The sequence below is a fragment of the Neobacillus niacini genome (assembly GCF_000759675.1).
In the GTDB taxonomy this organism is placed as follows: Bacteria; Bacillota; Bacilli; order Bacillales; family Cytobacillaceae; genus Neobacillus; species Neobacillus niacini_A.
Genome location: NZ_BAWM01000046.1, coordinates 45,563 through 66,189, shown reverse-complemented (window position 1 = coordinate 66,189; position 20,627 = coordinate 45,563). Strand labels below are relative to the sequence as shown.

The following is a 20,627-nucleotide window of genomic DNA, read 5'->3' as shown; positions in this document are numbered from 1 at the left end:
TCACCCTCTTACACCGCTTGAGTATCACTAAAATAAAGCCTTAGTTAAGTTGTAGTTAATTTAGCATAAACGATAAAAAACAAGGTTATTTCCCCTATGACTATAATATTTGGTACTGAAAAAATCAGATTAATAATAAAAAAGAAAGCTAAGATCCCTAAAAATAATCCTAAATGATATATTTTCAATCTGTGGTGCTGATGTCTATATTGATGGAAAACAAAAGTAGTGGAGAAGAAATAAAGTAATACAGAGCCATAAACGAAATATTGGATAAATAAATAGTGGACCTCATGTAATAACAATAGTCTAATGGATGCTGCGATCATGCTCAACGACATTAAAATAAACAAATGACCGTATATAATGGTCTGGCCTGCAGTTTGGATCGACTTGTCTACTTTCTTTTCTACATTATCAAAATACTGCCACCACATCGCTATGATTAGGATAAAGGAAATAACCGCAAATCCGATTGAATTCCAATCTCCTTGTGTAGGTTGAATGACCGCAAGGGTGCTGATAAGAGACTCACCAAATAGAATAATAGTGAATAGACCAAATCGCTCCAGTAAATGTGCCGTATTAGTGGGCACTTTTACTAAATACCTTCTGCCAAACACTGGGACCATAATATCAATAAAAATACCAAAATATAATAAAACATATCGGACCCAAGTATCAAAAAACAGTGAACATAATGAAATAATGATTCCTATCCAAAAATACCTTCCCAAATATTGTGCTGCCTCTTTACGAAAACCCGTTTCTAAGCGCCGGACAACAAGATATTGGATTGCCGTTATGGCTCTCAATCCGATATAACCAATTAAAAAAGAAAGATAATATGTATCAAAATCAACCGATAAGCTTGATGTCATGACTAGGACAAAGAACATTTGTAGGATCAAAAATAGCCGTTGATGAAACAAATCTTGTCCAAACCTGTTCACAAACATGGTTTGCCCTACCCAAGCCCACCAGATTGGAATAAAAATCAACCCAAACTTTATTAAATACTCTGCATGTATATATCCGTCTTCAACATGAAGTAAAACATGGGTAGCAACCGAAACAGACGCCACGAATAATAAATCATAAAAAAGCTCTAACCATGTAACTTTCTTTTCTTGCACTTCTGTTTTCCTCCCTATTCATGAATTGTTTCACTTTGGACATTAGTTGATTACTCTTATTTAACGTGAAGGTTTTTTCTCAAAGATACTTAAGAAGTTATTTCTATAATAGAACAACATATACCCATAAACAATAACAAGTATAGTGGCTAATGGAAGTAAGGAATGATCGACGAAAAAATGAAGCAAGAAAATGTTGGCGATAAGAGAAGATTGTATGGCAAGTGCTAATGGGACAAAAAGAACAACGGGCTAGGCGCATATGAACCTTTTATTAAATTTTCTTAAGTGAGCATGAATATAGGACAAAAGCATATTAAATATTTTATTCTTATACAAATTTTTACAATTTTCCACTCCAAAATTTAGTAAAATAAATTTGTAAAAAAATAGACAATTAAATTCAAAAATTCAGGTGGCAATGCATCAGTTTTAATGTTGAAAGACATGGATTGATGGGTTACCAATCCGGAGGGGGATGTTTATGAGCACAGCAAATGCAAGAATGGAGGAAATGGATAAAAAATACGGGAACTCATTCAAACTGCTGTCAAATCCAAAATTTATTGCCATTAGTATTTTCATTGCAATTGTACTTATTATTGGGGCCATTAGCTATTTTCAGGCAACTCAATTTAATTCACATGTGATGATTAATAATGTTAAAGTCGGCGGGTTGAGTGCTGAACAAGCATTAAAAAAATTAAAAGCATCCCAATTAAAAAATTCCGTCTTTGTCGGGGAACAACAACTTTTAGATGAAAAAGATTCACGAATGGGATTTACAGATAAAGATCTGCCTCGTGTTAAGAAATTATTGAAAAGCCAGTGGACGTTTTTTCCATCCTCAAAGGAGAAAAAATATTCTTTGATTGCGGAAGATATGGATCAATATCGAAACCAAACGTTGCAAAAGCTGGTAGAAGAAAAACTAATTACCATGAATAAGAGTTTAAAAGAGCCCCAGGATGCACAGGCCCGTTTGGAACAAGGAAAAATTGCCTTCTCCCCTAGCGTGGATGGAGAACAATATGATGTCGATAGTCTATTAGAGGATTATCGGAAACAGATATATAGCAGCGAAATCCATTTGAATCCTGTATACATACAGCCAAATAGAGAGGACAGTCCGGTTGTAAAAAATCAAGAGAAAAAACTCCAGGAATTCCTTCAACAAACGGTGGATTATAAAGTACAAGATAAAGTATATTCTTTAAAAGCCAGCGAGCTGATTCAAAATGCCTCTTTGTCAAAAGACTTACAGGTTACGATCGAAGCAAATTCTATACAAAATAAGATTGCTGAAATTAACAATACCCAATCTACTTTAAATAAAGATTTCACCTTCAAAACCCATTCAGGTTCGGTCATATCGGTTAAAGGAAAAGGCTTTGGCTGGGCATTAAAAGTTGAAAATGAAGCGGGACGTGTTCAGGAAGCGTTTGAAAAAGGAGAAACCTCGATAGATGCTTCCAATCTTTATGGAAATGGTTGGGACTATGAGCAAATCGGATATGAAAGAACTACAAATAATGGCATTGGCGACACGTATGCGGAAGTATCGATTGCAGAACAGCGGATTTGGATTTATAAAGATGGAAAATTGGCCGTCACAACGAATGTAGTGACAGGTAAACGAAGTACAGGAGAAGATACACATCCAGGTGTTTGGTACATCCTATATAAAAAATCGCCATCCATCCTTCGGGGCACTGCAGTTGGGAAAGGAAGTTATGAACAGCCGGTAAATTACTGGGCTCCGTTTACGAATGATGGCCAAGGGTTCCACGATGCCGGCTGGCGGACAAATTGGGCAAGTAATGCCTATCAATCATCAGGTTCTGCCGGCTGTGTCAACGTCCCTCCCAGTGTGATGGCATCCATTTATAATAATCTCAGCCAATACGATCCGGTTGTGATTTATTAATATCCAACATAAAAAGAAACAGAAATCAATGGATTTCTGCTTCTTTTTTTACCATATCACACACACACTCATCATGGATAACAGATAATGAGGTGAAAAGGTTACCCCTCCCCTTCTATTTCATACCTCGGTCTCATGATAGCAGGTGGAGCTATCATTTTGTTTGTTGTTTCCGATAAACTCCTACCCGTAAAAAAATCAGACTCCTCTGCTGTTATAGTAGTAAAATAGAATTGCTTTTTCCTTTCGGCCGTACTCTACTGTACGGTCATTTTTACCTCCAGCTGCTGTCAGGGTAGGAAGAACACTATTATCCGCTACATACAAACCTTGAACACCATGTATTTGACCGTGACGATTTGTCGCTGAAGTTGCGGGGTCATCCTCCATTCTGCATGTGGAAGATTCATGCATAACTGCGCCAGGCGGTCTTAGAACTAAAGTAGACTCATCAAGAGTCACTTCCATAGCATCTGCAGATTGACTATTTCCTTGCGCAACTAAGTTAGCTGTTTGACGGTCTCTATCACTAAAAGAATATTGAACTTGTTGTAATGGTACACCGAATTCATTCTTTGCAGACGGATCAATCTACACTCTGTTCTCAGTTTTACAATCCACCTGGAGTCCTTACACTTAATGGTATGTCTTCATAATCTTCAGGATTTAATTGATTGACAGATCCATCTGCCACACCGTTAATAATGCCCATAAGACCTGTTTCAACCGTTTTTACAAGCTGGCCTCTCTGCTTTTGCCCGAAGTTTTGCGTTTGGCCGCTTACTTCAAAAAGGACTGTTCCACTTCCATTTAATGCAAATGATCCTAGAGCAGTGCCAGGCAGGTCAATAGTTTGATCATATAATGAAATATTTGTAAAGAGCGAATTTCCCTTTGCTTGTAAGGCATTATAGACTGCTAAATTCAATTGGCGTGAGAAGTCGTAATTGAAGTTATCCGCGTATGCAGCATATTTTTCACCGCCAGGACTGTTTGGATTGGTGACGAACTTTCCTGATATTGACATTGTCACCCGATCATCAGTTCCCTCTACATAAGGGAATCCTTGGTGGTGGAGATCCACGAATACATCCACCTTTCCGAATTGTCCCTTCAAGTCCTTGTACACATCTCTTACCGTTTGTGCTTCAGGCGTAATATACCAGCCATGTTTATTGGATGCTCCCGGGAAATCCTCTGCCTTCGGAACATAGTTTAGATCTGGGTTGAAATCACGGTTTACGTCAAAGCCAGGGTTCTTATCATAATTCCAGCTTCCTGGATAGGAATAATAGTTCCATGCAGGCTTGGCATTTGCAAGCTGAGGAAATTTAGCAACTACCTCCGCCCAATCCATATCATTCGCACGGCGGCTCAGCTCAGAACCATCCACGTTCATCATCGGAATGAAAACAATTGTAAGCTCGTCTAAGATTTTTTTCGCTTCTGGAGAATTACTGGATCCAAGATTTTGCAGAATGTTTAAGAGCGCAACCGTACCCGTTTTCTCATTTCCATGAATTTCACTCTGGATCAGCACAACCTTTTCGCCGTGGCCAACCGACACCTTATAAATTCCACGACCTTGATTCGTATACCCAGCTGTTTCAACACTTACTTTTCCTTGACTCGATTTTTGAATCTGCTCTAGCTTCTTACCGAGCTCCTCATAGTTGATGAAGCCTTCAATCGATAGATTTTCCCCCTGCTGCGGACTTGGCCCTGGATCAGCTGAACCCACTGTCGGCACTGCAAATAAAGATGCAGCCAAAGCCGTTGAACTTAACACTTTCCAAACCTTTTTCATTCTAATTCCCCCCACTTTTTTATGTAAATGCAATGAGAGAATTCTACAATTTTTCGCCGTTTCCTCTCGTTTTTTTGGAAATGAATAGATCAGACTAAGAAGCTGAAAAAGGAGGCGGGAATTATTACCTATATTTTTCCAATTATTCATAAATATACCTTCTTATGAACTATTTAGGGAGGCGAAGATTTTGAATTACCATTGTTAGGCTAATTTTATTATTCTTTTCTTCAGAGATGGATTAATATCGTCTAATATACTAAAACTTACAAAATGCTGATGCATAGCATTGTCTGTGAAACCTATCTATTTGAGAATAATAGAATGTCAAAACCTTCACAATCTCTTCTAAACTTTAACATAGATTACCAAATTTCTTTAAAGGTGTTGTGCAATAAAATGGCCCGATCACTGAACAAAAAAATCCTGCATTTCAAAACAGGATTTTTGATCAAATTTTTTTATAAATTACCGACCTTTTTTTAAAGCTACACATGGACTTTTGTTAACTATGCTTTTGCTGCTGTGATGATAATTTTAACAAGAGGAACAGAAATATTATTCAAGGAAATTAAATTCAACAAAGATTATATTAACCACAAGTGAACCTATATAGACATAATCCAAAAAGCTTGAGGATAAATTTCCCTCAAGCTTTTTAGCTGCTATTGGTAATTATAAATTACCGTTTCTAATCTTTAGGTTACAGGGAACTATACTTAGTTCTATCTGGTTCGGTTCGTGTCGTCGTCGTTGGCACGCTCACCGATCTTGTTGCCCACGGCACCACCAGCAACAGCACCTGCAGCGGTGCCAATGGGACCTAAAACTGAACCCGCGGCAGCACCAGCAACAGCACCAACCCCGGTTCCTACAGCTTCACCAGGGTCTCCACCATCACGATTACGTTTGTTGTTTTCAGTCATCCTTCTCACTCCCTCTTTTTTGATAGTCAGGAGGAAATGGGGTCGTTAACAAGGGGCCATCTTCATGTTATACACCAATGGTATATGACTTAGACCCGCGCAAAGCACAAGCTCAGGGAATACACGCGATTCCTAATAGTGACGCCTATAAAAAAGCAGTAACTATTTGGTACTAGTGTAAAGTGACAATAATGCTATTAAATTTAAAACCTCAAACAAGCATAACCCCGTTCTAAGTTAGGACGGGGTTATAAAAAACAGCTAATTTTTAATGTAAAAATACTTCACCACTTAAAAATAAAACAAGAGTCGTTAAATCTAAACGATGACTCTACTTCTTAACATCATGTTCGAGCATCCTTATTTGCGATTCTGTCATATTGCATTTTGAACAATTTAAATAAATGAGGAATATCCTGCTCTCCTTTGATCCGAAAACTTACCCATCCAGAGTTCGGAAGAACATGATGTGGTTCTGCTAGTTTTGCCTGAATGAGTTCATCTCTAACGGATTTAGGAAAAGGAAAGTCAGCAAGCTTCTCACCATGCAAATGACCTAATTCTTTATTTTTAAAGCGAAATTCCACTCCACCAAACCGATGCTCGTGCTCGCTAACACCTTCCCAGCTAAGAAGCTCCTGTCTTAACGAATCAAGTATCATCTTTCTCCTCACCTTTCTACATTTAAAATGATTATTAATAATAGATTTCTATATTGATATGGCTACCAACGAAAACAAATGTTAAATTGTTGTCATTTTAATCTCCTCCAAAAATGAGTAAGAGTGAAGCTAATTTAATCTAACTTCAGCCTTCAAACTGGATGCTTTTTCTCTCTGCTCTTCCAAACTTGAAATAGTACAATAACAGTATGCCTACATGCAATACCGCAAGAACGAGAAATATATTGCCGTAAATGATACCGTTTGGATAGATATTTGCCGGGTTCCAATTTTCATTGGAACCAAAATCCACCACCTTACCGTAAACCCCAGAAGCCATTCCCCCTGCAATGAAATTCAGCATGGATAAAAGTCCCATTCCCACTCCAGCCTGTTCCTTTGGCAAGGTCATGGAGACTGAATTCGACATCGCAATCATCATAAAGGTTTGCCCAACGTTACCGAAAATCAAAAAGATAGCAATGAATACGGGAGATATTCCCGTGAAGGTCGAAAGCAAAATAAAACAGGTCAATAACAATCCAGATGCAACAAAGTAGAGATACGAATTCCCTTTCAAGTCTGCCAGTTTACCACCTTTTCTCCCAAGAATTGCTGAGGCTGCTGCAGCAGGAACCATCGCAAAACTGATCCAACTAGATGACAGATGATGCACATGAGCTAAAAGCAATGGACTTAGAAAATAAAGGGAAAATCCAATTCCACTGATTAGAAAAGTTATGGCAAGTCTTAGAGTATAGTCCTTATTTGTAAAAAGCTTAGGTTTAATAAACGGCTCGGAAACCGAACGAATCCGTATGATGAACAGCGCTAAAGCGAGTAATCCGCCAATAGTAAACCACCAGGTACCAGTCGTAACGCTCAAAAGAAGCAAGGTTAATGCAGCAGCCAGAAAACCTCCGCCAACCCAGTCAAGTTTTCCGGGTTCCCCCTGTTCATCCCCCAAATTTTTACGATAAAAGGGCAATGTAATTAAAATCAAGAGAGGAATACAGAATAACCAGCGCCAATGCGCAAAGCTTACAATGAATGCAGAAATAACCGGACCAAGAGCGCTGCCGAGAGCCAAACCTACAAACGCTGTACCCATAGCTGAACCTCTCCGCTCAGGAGGAAAGTAGCGCAATGGAATCATCATAGCTGTTGCTGGGATAACAGCAGCTCCTACTGCCTGGATGCACCTTCCAACTAGCACCATTCCGAAAGTTTGGGATACAAGGCCAATCATTGAACCGACAGCAAATAATAACAATCCAAACGTTAGCAAATTTTTAAGCTTATATCGGTCTGCCAGCTTCCCGTATATGACCGTTCCTATTCCGTAAATCAAAGCGTACGATGAAGTGACCCAGCTTACTTGAGCAGTAGTAAGATCAAAAGCTTTACTAATTTCGGGAAGGTCGAAGTTGAACATCAATACGCTCATCGCTGATAGGACAAGTGTGAACATCAAAATGCTCATTAATTTCTTTCCAGTCTGTTGAAATTCTTCCTTTTCCATTTTCAATAACCACCCTTCAATTAAATACTTATTAAAAAAAAGTCTTAATGTCTGTCAGTATTAACTGTCACATTGTAAGCAGAATAACTAGGGAGTTTAAAGTCTAGTGAGTATTTGCACACTCTCCATGATAAGTGTCTCCAGAAGACACGTTAGGAAAATTATTATTGGACCAAGCCATTTTATAATAAGTGATGCACCATAACCTGCCATTCTTTGTTTTGCTCATAAAGTTTTTCAACCTGTTCTTGATGGAAAGCTTTTTCTGCGCTTATTTCACGTCTTTGGACCGTGATGGTTAAATAGAAAATATTAAGCATCATGGCTCCGTTCACCTCCCTCAATTTGATCATTTCTATTCAGTATTTAAATTCAAATTTTTTTAAATGAATAAATATCTTTTAGCTCGTAATTACATCTTACTGAATTAAATACATTTTCCCATCAATAATTTTATTGAATTCTTACTACAACTTTAGTTGTAGTAACTGTTCTTCAAACCAAAAAGCCGTTGCCTGACTGGAAACGGCTTTTGAGTCAACCTACTAAACTCATATTCTATCTATATAGTGTTTACAGCATTAAAGCTTGCTTAAGAGCATTTACTGCCTGATGGAAATCCGTATGCTTCGCCATTATTGGCAGAAGACTTAAGCGGACTTCCGCCAGCGCTCGTGATCACGGCAGGTTTTGGTCCGTTGCGTGATGAAGGTTTGTTACTCTATTTAGCGGGATTGGTGCTAGAACGCACAATGCCCATAACTACGTCACTCGTGTCATTTTTCTTTCAGATATTATTTATACTTCCAATGATGTTCTAATCACTTTGATATTTTTTGAATATATTTCACGAACCTCGAGTCTAGTAGCACCTAAAAAAAAGCTATCCTAATCAAAGAAAGGAAAAAAAGCTTATCGACATAGAGCCAATATGGCAATGTCTAAAAGCTTTTTTCCTTTATCAAACCTAAATCCTCGCTATTTTAAACAGGAATCAATCTCCTTATTTCACAAGAGTTTGAATTAAAACAGGGTCATGGTCGCTTGCACGGCCATGTTTCTCCATAAATCCTGAATTAATATGGATAATATCCACCTGCGTATTTGCCGCCATATTATTTGATACAAGAACATGGTCAAGCACCTGTGCATTTCCCTCATGGTTATAGGTATAACGCTCTTCTGCTGGAACCTTCTCAATCATATTTATTAATTCTTTTCCTTTTAATGTTAATAAAGGGTTAGAGAACTCGAAATCATTAAAATCCCCTAATAAAACAATATTCGCATCTTTTTTCTTTGACTGAATATCCTTTACAAAGCTATTGACGACATTTGCCATTTTAATTCTCTGCTCTTCACTATGAAATACAGGAGGCTGTACTTTTCCAAATAACGGATTGTCCCCACCCTTAGAGTTAAAATGGTTAGCAACTACAATAACGTCTTTCCCATTAAATTTGAACTGAGCTGCTAATGGTTTTCGACTTGAATGGAAGGCTGAATTGGTTGGGTCGATACGGCCAGGGTTTAGAGTCAGCCTATGGTTTTCAAAGCCGATTGCTTGTGTCGCAGTTCCTTTTGTGCCTTTCATAAGCGATACACGGTCTGGATTATACAGAAATCCTACACGGATATTTCCTCCAGGCTCCCCACCATCCGCTTTGTCTTCTGGTTCGATATCCGTATAGAGGTATTCGTGTCCACCTAGTGACTTAATTTTAGTTATCAATACTGCTGCACTCTTGCTTGCATCAGTCGTGCAGCTGTCTGTTGGTCCATCATTATCTTGTACCTCAATCAGGCCGATAATATCTGGCTGTTTCATGTTCTTTACAATAGCTTCTGCTAGTCTTGTGACTTTTGAGTCTTTGGATCGGGTTGAAAAATTTTCTACATTATAAGATGCAATAGTTATTTTTTTAGGATCAGGAATAATTGTCGTTATTTCCCTTTCATTTGAACCTTGTACAAGCTTAGGTAATTCCTCTTTTTTACTTAGTACTTTAAAGTTACTGTAGCTATGGCTAATAACTCCTTTTATCGGACCTTCAAAGCGATCGCCCATTTTAGTAACAAAGCTTTTGTCATTTATATTGATAGCGATTCTTTCGGGGTTAAAGTCATTTTCAGATATACGCAGACCCCCAGCCTTTGTATTTGTTTTCATTGTTCCAGGAATAACAACAATTTCACCGTGCTTCTGTGGCGCAACAATTTTTGCATTTTCTATTTGGACAAGCATCCCCTCTAAGCTCTCATAGAAGTCAATCCCATCTTCATCAGGATCAAAAACAGAGAAGCTGTCATTATCGATTACCTCTGTAGGCGGGATACGGTCTTTCCCGATAACAACTGGTAAGGGGAGCTTCTGGTTGCTTGTGGTAACTTGTATGGCGTTTGCATTAATTTTTGTTACAGGCAAATCGGTTTTAAGTTTATCCTCGTAGCCCTCTAATATACATTCCTTAACCTGGCCGCTGACTTTTACGACATCTCCAACCTTAACTCCATGAGGCATTTGATAAACTAATATACCTTCAGCTGTTTTATCATTTTTATCAGGCTTTAATTCCTGTATATAGAAGTTATTGTTATCTGCTACAAAGGTCACTAGCCCAACAATATTTGTTACATTTTGCCCTGCATATGGGGAGTAATGCCCCTCCCCCTGAATGTCATGAATGCTGATAACATCCTTTTCAATGGTGTAATGAAAAGAAGCTATCTCACTATTCTCTAGGCCCATTTTTACAGCGATGGATTTAATTTGTACTGCTTCTTTTATAATTATTGGACCGGTATATTTTGTACTTGATTCCGTTGGAGTACTGCCATCGGTTGTATAATAGATGATAATATCAGGGGTCTCAGTTGATAATGTCACTTCAGTCCCGGGTGCAACTGTTCCTGGAGCAGGAGAGGCTTTTATATCCTGAACCCTTTCCCTCGTTAAGGTTCCACTGTTATTAGCAGTGGTTTCTGTAATCGAAATAATTTGGGCCGCATTCGAAACGCTTGAATTAGATAAAGTAAAAAGACCAAAGTTCATTACCAGAATGAGTAACAAGCTAAATGTTTTTTTTCGTTGTTTTTCCATCTTCTTTTATCTCTCCTATACTATTTTTCATGTTAATCATTGCTTTTTGATTAATTATTAAGTATATGCCATTCTTTTATCTCACCTTAATCGTAGTTTACAATTCCCTATTAAATTTCTGTTTATCCTCTTCTCACTCTAGAATTTTTTCTTACCTAATTTTTTGGTGATAAAAAAGGGGTGGTTTGCCCGTCAAAAAAGCAAGAAAAACCCCTGACATTATGATTGTCAGAGGTTTCGAATGATTATATATAAAGGGTTTAAGAGCTTTAATGCATGCTCAATTTGTGCTTTTCAAAGGTAAGCAATGCTTCATTAATTTCATGGATGCTGTAGCTGCCTTCTTTAATAAAATATTCAATGATGACATCAAACTTGCTGCTGTGGGACAAAGTGTAACCACCAGCAGATAGCAATTCATTCGTTACATCCACGTTAAGCTTCAAGGAAATCGTAAAAGCGATCACGGTTTTCTTTTTAGGAGTATATCCCTCTTCATTACGGATCTTAGAAAACAAACGTCGATCGATAGTGGCCCGTTTGTATGTCTGAACATCTGTCATTCCCTTTTCGTCAATAAACCGGAGAAGTCTATCGGAAAACGATTCTTCTAAATCGTTGATCACTTCTATTAGTGATTGATTCAGAATGGGCTCGGCTTGTACAATATTATTCAGTACCTCATTTTCTTCTATGGATTTTCCAATCATCACGAGTGCTCCGCCATGTCATTCAATCAAACTATTTATTTTTATTTTGAACATTTGGAGAATAGTATCCTTCAGCATACCTAGTTGTTTCGACCCTTTCGGATGAAATCTGTTTATCGGAGCCCTGTGGACTGCTTTTATTTTTCCATTGGTCGTATGTTAATAGTCCAGTACTGTCATCGTTTAAATATTTGATATAATCTTTTCCATAAATATACATCTAAGGTTTCACCTCCATTGTATACTAACAATGTATGCGCTTACATTAATAAAAAACACCAAAATGTTATAACTGTGTAGCTTTTAGACATGAGCACTGGCCTCATCTGAAAAAAATATCAACTATCTTGCATTTAACTTGGAAACATAAAATTAGATTCGAAGGCCCTATGATCTTACTATAGATTAAAAGAAGTCCCAGGATTTGTTCCCTGGGACCTCTTTTAAATTGGTACCATAATTTTTTTACTTACTAAACAAACCTCTTACACCCTTATAAATTAAAACAAGTGAGAAGACTAGAACAGTAAGTAAGCCAAGAATATTAGTAAATGGTGAAATGCTTTCAAGAAATGAATCAGCTAAAGGAGCTTTAATAAGTGCAAAACCTGAAAAAATTGCAGCAAGGAATAAAAAAATTCGATTATCCATCTTTCCCCCTCCTTCCTACGTGATTGTTAGATTATATGTCATTCACATTACATATATGTCAATTATGTTAAAACTTAAATTTCGGGTTCCATCGAATGGGTCATTACTTTCACCTACTATTTAAAATGAAAAAGGGAAAATCACAAGTTTGATCATTAACAGAACACAAAAAAAGGTTCAATTCTGTTTATAAGAATTGAACCACTTTTTGATTTACTAACCAAAAGTTAAAATCAATATTTAATTAGCAACCAATTTAACAACTTAAATAGCATCATGACAATGGTTATTGTCACAGTAGTGTTTCAGAATTACGGGTTATTTCCGAACAGCTTGTAACCTTGATGGAGCAATTTCCCATGTTAAAGCAATTACCACATCAACTCATTCACGGCGATCTTAACGCATCCAACATTCTTGTCAATCCGAATGGGCTTGTGTCATCCTAAATAAAAGCCCCCTATTATTGAACAAGGGTAAGCCGGTATTCAAACAACGCATATAAAACAGCACCACCTCCTGGTACGATAAACGTATTAATAATAAAAAAAAGCGCCTTCTACTGAAGTAGAAAACACTTGTTATTATGGCATATTCTCGTGCTATAGTCCGATAAATCGTACAAAAGTACCGGTGGTCTGTGTTTAGCATATCTGTTTTATATGTTGGATAGTGTATCATTCAACAAGCTTATCCTCAATAAAATGCATCCGCTTCAGGACCTTTCCTTCCTTACTCTTATCATAAACATTGTACTCTTTTTGTGGTTCAGCATCTGACCAAATGATTGATGCAATGAGATCATGTTTATGATGTTCCATCCGATCCGTATTCATGTAACTTTCATCAGGCTGCCAGTCTCTTGGCAAATCGTCACTTTCCCTATAGAAGGACATATAAAAAAATCTATTTTTTCCTTCTATTACTTTCATTTCACCTTCAACTGGATGATTCTTAATGTATTTTTCAACTAATTCTTTCAAATCTTTTAAATCTTTTGGTGGATTCAGAATCATGTAATGCTTTCTAAGAGTCACCACTTCTTCATCCTTTTTACCAACGACCTGTTCTGTATTGGCAATTTCAAAAATCTTTGTATCCCCGCTTGATTCCTCATTCTTTGTACATCCAATTAAGTATAATACAATGAAGAATATACCAATAATCAAAACTAGAATTTTTAAATTAACTTTAATTGCTCAATTCCCCCTCGAATGGTATATCCATTTCCATTAAACTAACAAAAGGTTTATATTCTCCATCATAATCTTCATAATGCTGTAAGACAAACCAAGAACGAAATCCTGCTAAGTTGACATACATTTTCTCTACATCTGGCTGATCTAACCCAAAATGATCATATAAACGAACATGCATGACACCTTCAAAGTGATTGTTCTCTACTGAAAAATCTTTTACGGATATCGTATTCCCCCACGTATCATTTACCGTAATGGTAAGTCCGCCTATTCTATCACCCCAGCTGCTAAACGTCGGGTAAGAAGCATTATCCTGTATATTTTGATAAAATGTATTCGTTGCTTTTGTACTTTTATCAAACCGAAGTGCTCCCAAATTTCCTCCATTTTTCTTTAGCTCATCAACTAAAGCATTTTTGACATAGTCAACATAGGCTTTTGTTGTCTCATGCTCTCTAGCTTTTTTAGTTAAAGTCTGATTACTATACGGTGTACCAGTTCCCTCCTCAAAATGATCAATCATATCTAAAACAACATCTTCCATTTCCCCCGTAGAAAATAAGCTTGTGGACATGGTCTCGAACTCATCAAAGAGAATACCTGGGAAATATGATTCTAGTAATTGAAAATTGAACATCCAGCTAATGTCTGTCATTTCATCTCCTGTATAATCATTTGTTGTCATATCATTCGCTACATTTCCATTTTCATCATAGCCTTCTGGTCGATCTGATTGAAAAATGACTAAATTGGATAAATCAGAGTTCAACGGTCTTGAATCCTCATTATCAAAAATTCCATCTCCATCACTATCTTTTTGGTCAGGTAAACTGGTTGGAAAGAAACCTTCAAAATGAATCGTAATTCCAAAAAACTCAAACGTGAATGTTCTGAATGGACCCATTTCTTGCCCATCGGTTAATCCATCTCCGTCAGTATCTTTCATGCCAGGATTCGTGTAGATGATTCCGTATGGTGTTTTCATTCCTTCTATTTCATAAGTATCGGATAATCCATCCCCATCTGAATCTAGCTCTCCATCACCTGGATCATCTCTATTAACATCAAGCTTATTGGAGGAGCCCGTTTCCTTATTCCAAAGCTCCAGCCATTTTTTCTTATCAACAATCATATATTCACTAAGCTGAGTAGTTTCTATACTGATTGTATTCTTACTTGTATTTAACACAGAGGTAAGGCTTTCAAACATTTCCTTCTCATCATTATACCAAATGACGCCTAAATCTTGTTCCGATGTGTCCCCTAGCTGTGCTTCATCATAAGTAAAGATAATGCTTGCTTTATCAAATTCTGATTGAGTATTGATCCTTACAGGAGAACCAATGAGACCGTATAAATTAGCTGTTTTCATATTGCCTTTGTTTGTTGTAATTCTAGTAGTTTTATTAATATTATCCTTTGCACTAAAACTAACTTCTACACTAGTAATTTCTGATTTATCAGGCTGATTAAATGATTGATGAATAGATTGTTTATGGAGTTCTTGTGAATCCGTGGTCTCGTCATTATCACTGTCTGCAGCATTCGGATTTGTCTTTAAAGCAAATTCATCTCCATCACTTAATCCATCGCTATCTGTATCATCCTTATTAGGTAATGAATCAAACTGTTGTACTTCAAATCCGTCCGTTAAACTATCTTGGTCGGAATCTTTCTTCATCAAAGCTGTTTGATAAACCTGCTCATCTTTATTAATCAGGCCGTCTCCATCGCTATCTTCATCTGCGTCACTTATGCCATTTTGATCTGTATCATATTTTGTTGGTGAAATAGATGATTTAATCTCATATTCAATATTATCCTTTAATCCATCCCCATCTGTATCCATTTTAAATGGATTCATTCCTTCTTGGAATTCTATTCCATCTGTTATCGTGTCACCGTCCGTGTCAGAGGTAGATTCAAAGAATTCTGTGTTAAATGTATAGCCTGCTTTTTCAAGTCCGAATAACGCTTGTTTATATGCATTTTGATAGGACTTTGCTGCAGGGATACCTAGATCTTTTTCTAGAAACTCATTACCTTTTTCAGACATTTTCATAGCGTTATCCAAATGAGCGTTGATTTTATTTCCATTTTCATCCGATTGATCAGAGATATCCTTTAAGATGCCAATAGCATTTTTATTGACAATTTTATCCGATAAATAAAAATTAAAGAGTATATCTGCAAGTAATACTTCAGTTGGTTCATTAAAATCGTTATTTGATGCATAGCCCCATAGATATATTGTTAACTTATGTTTGATATTCAGGAGCAGATCACTTTTTGGAACAACCTCTTTTATATACTCCTCTTGAACTGCTTGTTCATATTGGTTAATCAATTGTTCAAACATTTCAAGTTCATTCATATCGGTTTGCTTAAAGTCTCCGGTCTTCTCAAATTCCACAGTCAGATTATCTAGTGTATTAGAATCTAACTTAGCATTCTTTTCTTTTATGACTGTTACGAAACGCTTTAATTCATTTATTGCTACCTTCTCATAGATTAATCCATCTCTAGTATCCTCATAGAATTCATATTCACTTAACCACTGTTTTACATTTTCCTCACTAGGAATCTTAGCATCGTTATTACCCTTGGCCACCACTGTTTGCCCAATTCCGCCGAAAACAATGGCAGAGCTCAAAAAAATATTCACCATACTTTTTACTTTATTTTTCAACATGAAAATCTCCTTTATTAAAATATTCATTTAAGCTATAAAAATATAACTGTATTGAGAGAAGCTGCATGCATTTACTATGGTGGATACATATAAAACTTATTTGGTTTAATGATCGAAGCATACGGTATAGTCGTTCCCATCCGAAGAAAAACTGTCAAAATCCTTGAGATTATGGCATTAAATCACCTCCCTCTATAAATAGTAATCTATCAACGGTTTTCCACGTTGGAGTGGTGTCAAAATAATATTTTTCGACACCTGATCAACAGTATTTTATAAATCTGTGAAACTATTACAGTAGCTATGTACGCTACTCCAACGCCATCGGATAAACTTGGTTTGTGGTGGGTGGATCAGTATGTGATGCACAATAGATCTCTGCGCAGCTTATGGTGACGTACCCTCCCATGTCTCTTTGCCTACATTCCTTAGTTCGGTCTAGTCATAAAGCAAAGGCTAGCGGTGCTCCAATAGCAACTCTAGGTAGGATGGTGAAAATAGCGCCAGCTTCTCTGTGTCATTCTATTGTCTTAGTGCTTATAAAAGTGGCGTTAAGCTGAATCGTCCATCTTTTATCAGACGAGCTATTCGGTCAAGTTTAATTGGCAGATGATCGTCTAGCTCCTTTGATCTTTTTTTTGTTCATAGGATTAACCGCAGCCAATAATTAACTATTTCTATTTTAATTTGTTTATTTTGTGATTATAAGGTAAAGATTTCCTATATTGTATATTTTTATATAAAGCTTCAGATTATCCTTTTCTATGAAAATTATCATAGAAAAAATGTATCCGCATTTAAAAAGGCACCTGTGTCACTAGTCGAATTTAGTCACCTCCGACAAGTATCAGGCACCTTTATTAATTGTAGTCATGTGTTTTATCACATGATAGACTATCTTCAAACACAATAGAATTCATAGTAAAGGAATGCAGCCCTATGATACAAGAAAATACAGACATTGATGAAATCCTCTCCCACTACTTTGCAACTGGCAGCTAGATTACTTGGGCTGGGCAAAGTGGCACAAGTAATACGACCCGATTTGTTCGTGTTCAAGATCAACAATTCGGTACAGACAAATAACTTCTTAGTCAAAATGAGGATTGTCACCCACAGTTGAAAAAATGTAGATCAAACTAAAAATATAATAAGGTTGCTCTTATAATCAATGACACCGTCCACCCGATTAAGTTCAAAAATATCGATGCTATTCCAAAACCAAAAGCCCATTGTACAAACCCCATTACTTTCTTATTTTCTGTATCTTCTAAATGATTACGCGAACAACATTTCCCTAAATACTCCAATTTATTTTTAATTATATTGAACATTCTATATAACGTAATAAAATATTTAAGTCATTTAATAAGGAGGTTGGTCTCATGCCTGAAAAAGTAAAAGTTTGTATTGATAAACTTTCTCCTGAATCCTATAAAGAAATAGCAGCAGTAAACAAATATTTATGGGAGCCAGGACAAACGATTCATGTTCGTTTCCTGGAAGGAATACCTGAAGTACAAGAAAAGGTTAAAAAATATGCAAAAAAATGGGAAGAATACGCAAACATTAAGTTTAAATTTGGTAATAAACCTGATGCTGAAATACGTATTTCTTTTGATGAGAATGACGGCAGTTGGTCTTATATTGGAACATATTGCAAGGAAATTGATATTGATAAAGCTACAATGAATTATGGATGGTTAGATCCAAATACTCCTGACACAGAATATTCAAGAGTTGTATTACATGAATTTGGGCATGCATTAGGATGTATCCATGAACATCAAAACCCTACCGCAAATATACCATGGGATAAAGAGGCTGTTTATAACTACTATATGGGACCTCCAAATAATTGGAGTAAAGAAGAAGTAGATAATAATCTTTTTGCTAGATACAGTACAGACATCACTAGCTTTACAGATTTTGATCCGACATCTATTATGCTTTATACTATTCCTAACAAGCATACAATTGGCGACTATGAGGTTGTTGGAGGTGTAATACTCTCCGAAAAGGACAAGGAATTTATTCAAAAAATGTATCCTCATTAGTAATAGAAAAAAACTGTCTACAATAACAAATAAATCTAAAATATATATTTACGTACTTTAAGGAGAGTAAACATGTCAATTATACGATTTGATGAGTTTAAAAACATGAATGGAGAGCTTGTAGATTTGCAGCAACAACAAGCATTAAAACGCTATATTGAACGCTCTGGCGAACGCGAACGAATTGCTGATGAATTACAAACTAAAAATCCTTTAGAAATAGCTACACCAGAGCGAGTTGCTTATCGAACGAAAATCATTAATCCACGTGATGGGCTGGCTTTTGAACGTCTCATTGGTAAGAACGATTTATTTCCTATCTCTTTTCTTGAGGCAGGGCTTAAAGCAGCTAAACCTATTTGTAGAATTGAGGTACGTGATAGCATAGGACGAATTCTCGGACACGGTACAGGTTTTCTTGTTTCATCCTCTTTATTATTGACAAATAATCATGTCTTAGAAAACGAAGATTCAGCTTTGTTTAGTGTTGCACAATTTAACTATGAATTGGATCTAGATCGAAAGGAACGTCCGATTAAAAGCTTCCGATTTAAGCCAAATTGTTTATTTATTACTAATCAGGAATTGGATTTTACACTAGTAGCGATAGAAGAAGTGTCAGCTGATGGAACAAAATCAAGTGATTTTGGATTTTTACCGCTTCTACCGCAGAGAGGGAAAGTTTTAGTTGGTGAATATGGATCAGTTATTCAACATCCATCAGGTGCACCAAAAGCTGTAGCCATTAGAGAAAACAAAATTACAGATATATTTGATGATTATATTCATTACTCTACAGATACCCAACCAGGATCATCTGGCTCTCCTGTGTTTAACGATGAATGGATGGTTGTTGCTCTCCATCATGCCGGAGTCCCAGACCCAAATGACAATACTATGTACATTTCTAACGAAGGTATTCGAATAAGTAGTATCCTAAAATTTATTATGGAGCAAAGCTCAAACTTAAGTGATAAGAAGAAAAATTTAATTAATGGCATCGTGAAGAATTTTGGAATTATTGATCCAAAATCCGAAGAATGGCGCGAAAGTTCAACTGGTTATGACACTAAATTTCTTGGGGATAACTATGAAGTTCCCCATCCGAAATTTCGATCCGACCTTAAACAAGACATAGTAACACTGAGTAACGGTAATTCCGTGTTAAATTATACACACTTTTCAATTGTTATGAGTAAGTCCCGTCGTCTTGCTTATTATACTGCAGTTAATATTGACGGAAACCAACTAGTGAGTATTGGTCGTGAAAACGAATGGCAGCTTGACCCACGCATTAGTAAGGAATATCAATGTGGTAAAGAACTTTACGATGATAATGATATTGATAAAGGACATCTGGTACGCAGAAGAGACCCTGTTTGGGGAGAAGTCGCAAATGAGGCAAATAAAGATACATTTTATTATACGAATGCCTCTCCTCAACATAAAGACTTAAATCAAAAAACATGGCTGGAGCTAGAAGATTACATTTTAAAAAACGCAGATAAATTTAATTTAAAAGTAACAGTGTTTACTGGTCCAGTATTTCGGGCTGACGATATAATATATCGAAATGTTCAAATACCTGCAGAATTTTGGAAGGTCGTTGTCATAGCTAAGAAAGACGGAAAATTATCTGCGACAGCATATTTGCAGACTCAAAAAAGTTTAATAAAGGATTTGGAATTTGAATATGGAAAATATAAAACATATCAAGTTCGAATTGCGACTATTGAAAGCTTAACGGGTCTTGACTTTGGAAACTTACGAAATTATGATCCAATTGAGCGAACCGAAATGACTAAAATAGGTCACGTTATTAATAATTTTGAAGATATAGTCTTCTAATGTAGAAAGAACTATTAACGTTATATTTGCGATGTCATTACAAAAAAAGGCTTGGTATTTAATCCGAGCCTTTTTGATTTTATTAATACTGATAACAATGCCGGAGGTTTTGCTACATCCAGACCAACGACTGGATTCGTTTTTAAATCTCCTCCTCCAACAAATAATTCAACTGTACCCCTAATCCTTCTTGCAGTGTCATAGCTTCGCTTGTTATACGAGATCTATGTCCAACCAGTCTCAAATATGTTTCTACAAGTAGAGGGCGAACTGTTTAGCTGTCGGTATCTAAGTCACACGGTGGCTTTAGATGAATAAAACTTTAAAAGCAGATTGATCGAGATGGTAAAACAGTTCAATATTTTGATTTGCGAAAAGCTAACTAATATG

Annotated in this window: 16 protein-coding genes and 1 pseudogene; 4 read left to right on the top strand and 13 right to left on the bottom strand. The window is 36.5% G+C overall.

Annotated elements, in window-relative coordinates; translation table 11 throughout:
- Positions 1-44: 44 nt before the first annotated feature.
- Complete coding sequence (locus tag TR08_RS18115; protein ID WP_045520567.1) at positions 45-1,136, bottom strand: low temperature requirement protein A; 1,092 nt, start codon at positions 1,134-1,136, stop codon at positions 45-47.
- 478 nt (positions 1,137-1,614) lie between these two features.
- Here TR08_RS18115 and TR08_RS18110 point away from each other — a divergent pair, with 478 nt between their 5' ends.
- Positions 1,615-3,063, top strand: a complete 1,449-nt coding sequence (locus tag TR08_RS18110) for a L,D-transpeptidase family protein (RefSeq protein ID WP_045520560.1) — start codon at positions 1,615-1,617, stop codon at positions 3,061-3,063.
- A gap of 198 nt (positions 3,064-3,261) precedes the next feature.
- Here TR08_RS18110 and TR08_RS33265 read toward each other — a convergent pair whose 3' ends face one another.
- From TR08_RS33265 to TR08_RS31190, 6 genes are all read right to left on the bottom strand, one after another.
- Positions 3,262-3,654: a GMC oxidoreductase gene (locus TR08_RS33265; protein ID WP_274521026.1), complete on the bottom strand. Its 393-nt coding sequence runs from the start codon at positions 3,652-3,654 to the stop codon at positions 3,262-3,264.
- 19 nt (positions 3,655-3,673) lie between these two features.
- Positions 3,674-4,870 (bottom strand): M14 family zinc carboxypeptidase, encoded by a 1,197-nt coding sequence (locus TR08_RS18100; protein WP_193747783.1) that lies wholly within the window; start codon positions 4,868-4,870, stop codon positions 3,674-3,676.
- 725 nt (positions 4,871-5,595) lie between these two features.
- Complete coding sequence (locus TR08_RS18095) at positions 5,596-5,796, bottom strand: glycine zipper domain-containing protein (RefSeq protein ID WP_045520556.1); 201 nt, start codon at positions 5,794-5,796, stop codon at positions 5,596-5,598.
- 344 nt (positions 5,797-6,140) lie between these two features.
- Entirely contained in the window at positions 6,141-6,458 is a 318-nt protein-coding gene (locus TR08_RS18090; RefSeq protein ID WP_045520551.1) for a luciferase domain-containing protein, read from the bottom strand.
- 145 nt (positions 6,459-6,603) lie between these two features.
- A complete protein-coding gene (locus tag TR08_RS18085; protein ID WP_045520550.1) occupies positions 6,604-7,980 on the bottom strand; it encodes an MFS transporter in 1,377 nt (458 codons plus the stop codon).
- Between the two features lie 182 nt (positions 7,981-8,162).
- Complete coding sequence (locus TR08_RS31190; RefSeq protein ID WP_081954545.1) at positions 8,163-8,303, bottom strand: YrzI family small protein; 141 nt, start codon at positions 8,301-8,303, stop codon at positions 8,163-8,165.
- A gap of 294 nt (positions 8,304-8,597) precedes the next feature.
- Here TR08_RS31190 and TR08_RS33260 point away from each other — a divergent pair.
- A pseudogene (locus TR08_RS33260) lies at positions 8,598-8,693 on the top strand (alpha/beta hydrolase fold domain-containing protein); the annotation flags it as partial.
- Between the two features lie 290 nt (positions 8,694-8,983).
- On the opposite strand, the gene TR08_RS18080 reads toward TR08_RS33260, so the two are convergent.
- The 6 genes from TR08_RS18080 to TR08_RS18055 all read right to left on the bottom strand — a co-directional run bounded on the left by TR08_RS18080 (position 8,984) and on the right by TR08_RS18055 (position 16,332).
- Complete coding sequence (locus TR08_RS18080; RefSeq protein WP_052427512.1) at positions 8,984-11,080, bottom strand: chitobiase/beta-hexosaminidase C-terminal domain-containing protein; 2,097 nt, start codon at positions 11,078-11,080, stop codon at positions 8,984-8,986.
- 269 nt (positions 11,081-11,349) lie between these two features.
- A complete protein-coding gene (locus tag TR08_RS18075; RefSeq protein WP_238579174.1) occupies positions 11,350-11,793 on the bottom strand; it encodes a hypothetical protein in 444 nt (147 codons plus the stop codon).
- 28 nt (positions 11,794-11,821) lie between these two features.
- On the bottom strand, positions 11,822-12,010 hold the full coding sequence (locus TR08_RS18070; RefSeq protein WP_045520549.1) for a hypothetical protein: 189 nt from the start codon (positions 12,008-12,010) through the stop codon (positions 11,822-11,824).
- Between the two features lie 245 nt (positions 12,011-12,255).
- Positions 12,256-12,441, bottom strand: a complete 186-nt coding sequence (locus TR08_RS18065; protein WP_045520547.1) for a hypothetical protein — start codon at positions 12,439-12,441, stop codon at positions 12,256-12,258.
- Between the two features lie 677 nt (positions 12,442-13,118).
- Positions 13,119-13,610, bottom strand: coding sequence for a hypothetical protein (locus TR08_RS18060; protein WP_045520545.1), 492 nt, complete (start codon positions 13,608-13,610; stop codon positions 13,119-13,121).
- A gap of 22 nt (positions 13,611-13,632) precedes the next feature.
- Positions 13,633-16,332: a DUF3289 family protein gene (locus TR08_RS18055; RefSeq protein WP_045520543.1), complete on the bottom strand. Its 2,700-nt coding sequence runs from the start codon at positions 16,330-16,332 to the stop codon at positions 13,633-13,635.
- Positions 16,333-17,717: 1,385 nt separating this feature from the next.
- Here TR08_RS18055 and TR08_RS18050 point away from each other — a divergent pair.
- Positions 17,718-18,389, top strand: a complete 672-nt coding sequence (locus tag TR08_RS18050; RefSeq protein ID WP_045520542.1) for a M12 family metallopeptidase — start codon at positions 17,718-17,720, stop codon at positions 18,387-18,389.
- 72 nt (positions 18,390-18,461) lie between these two features.
- A complete protein-coding gene (locus TR08_RS18045) occupies positions 18,462-20,237 on the top strand; it encodes a DNA/RNA non-specific endonuclease (protein WP_045520541.1) in 1,776 nt (591 codons plus the stop codon).
- Positions 20,238-20,627: the final 390 nt, after the last annotated feature.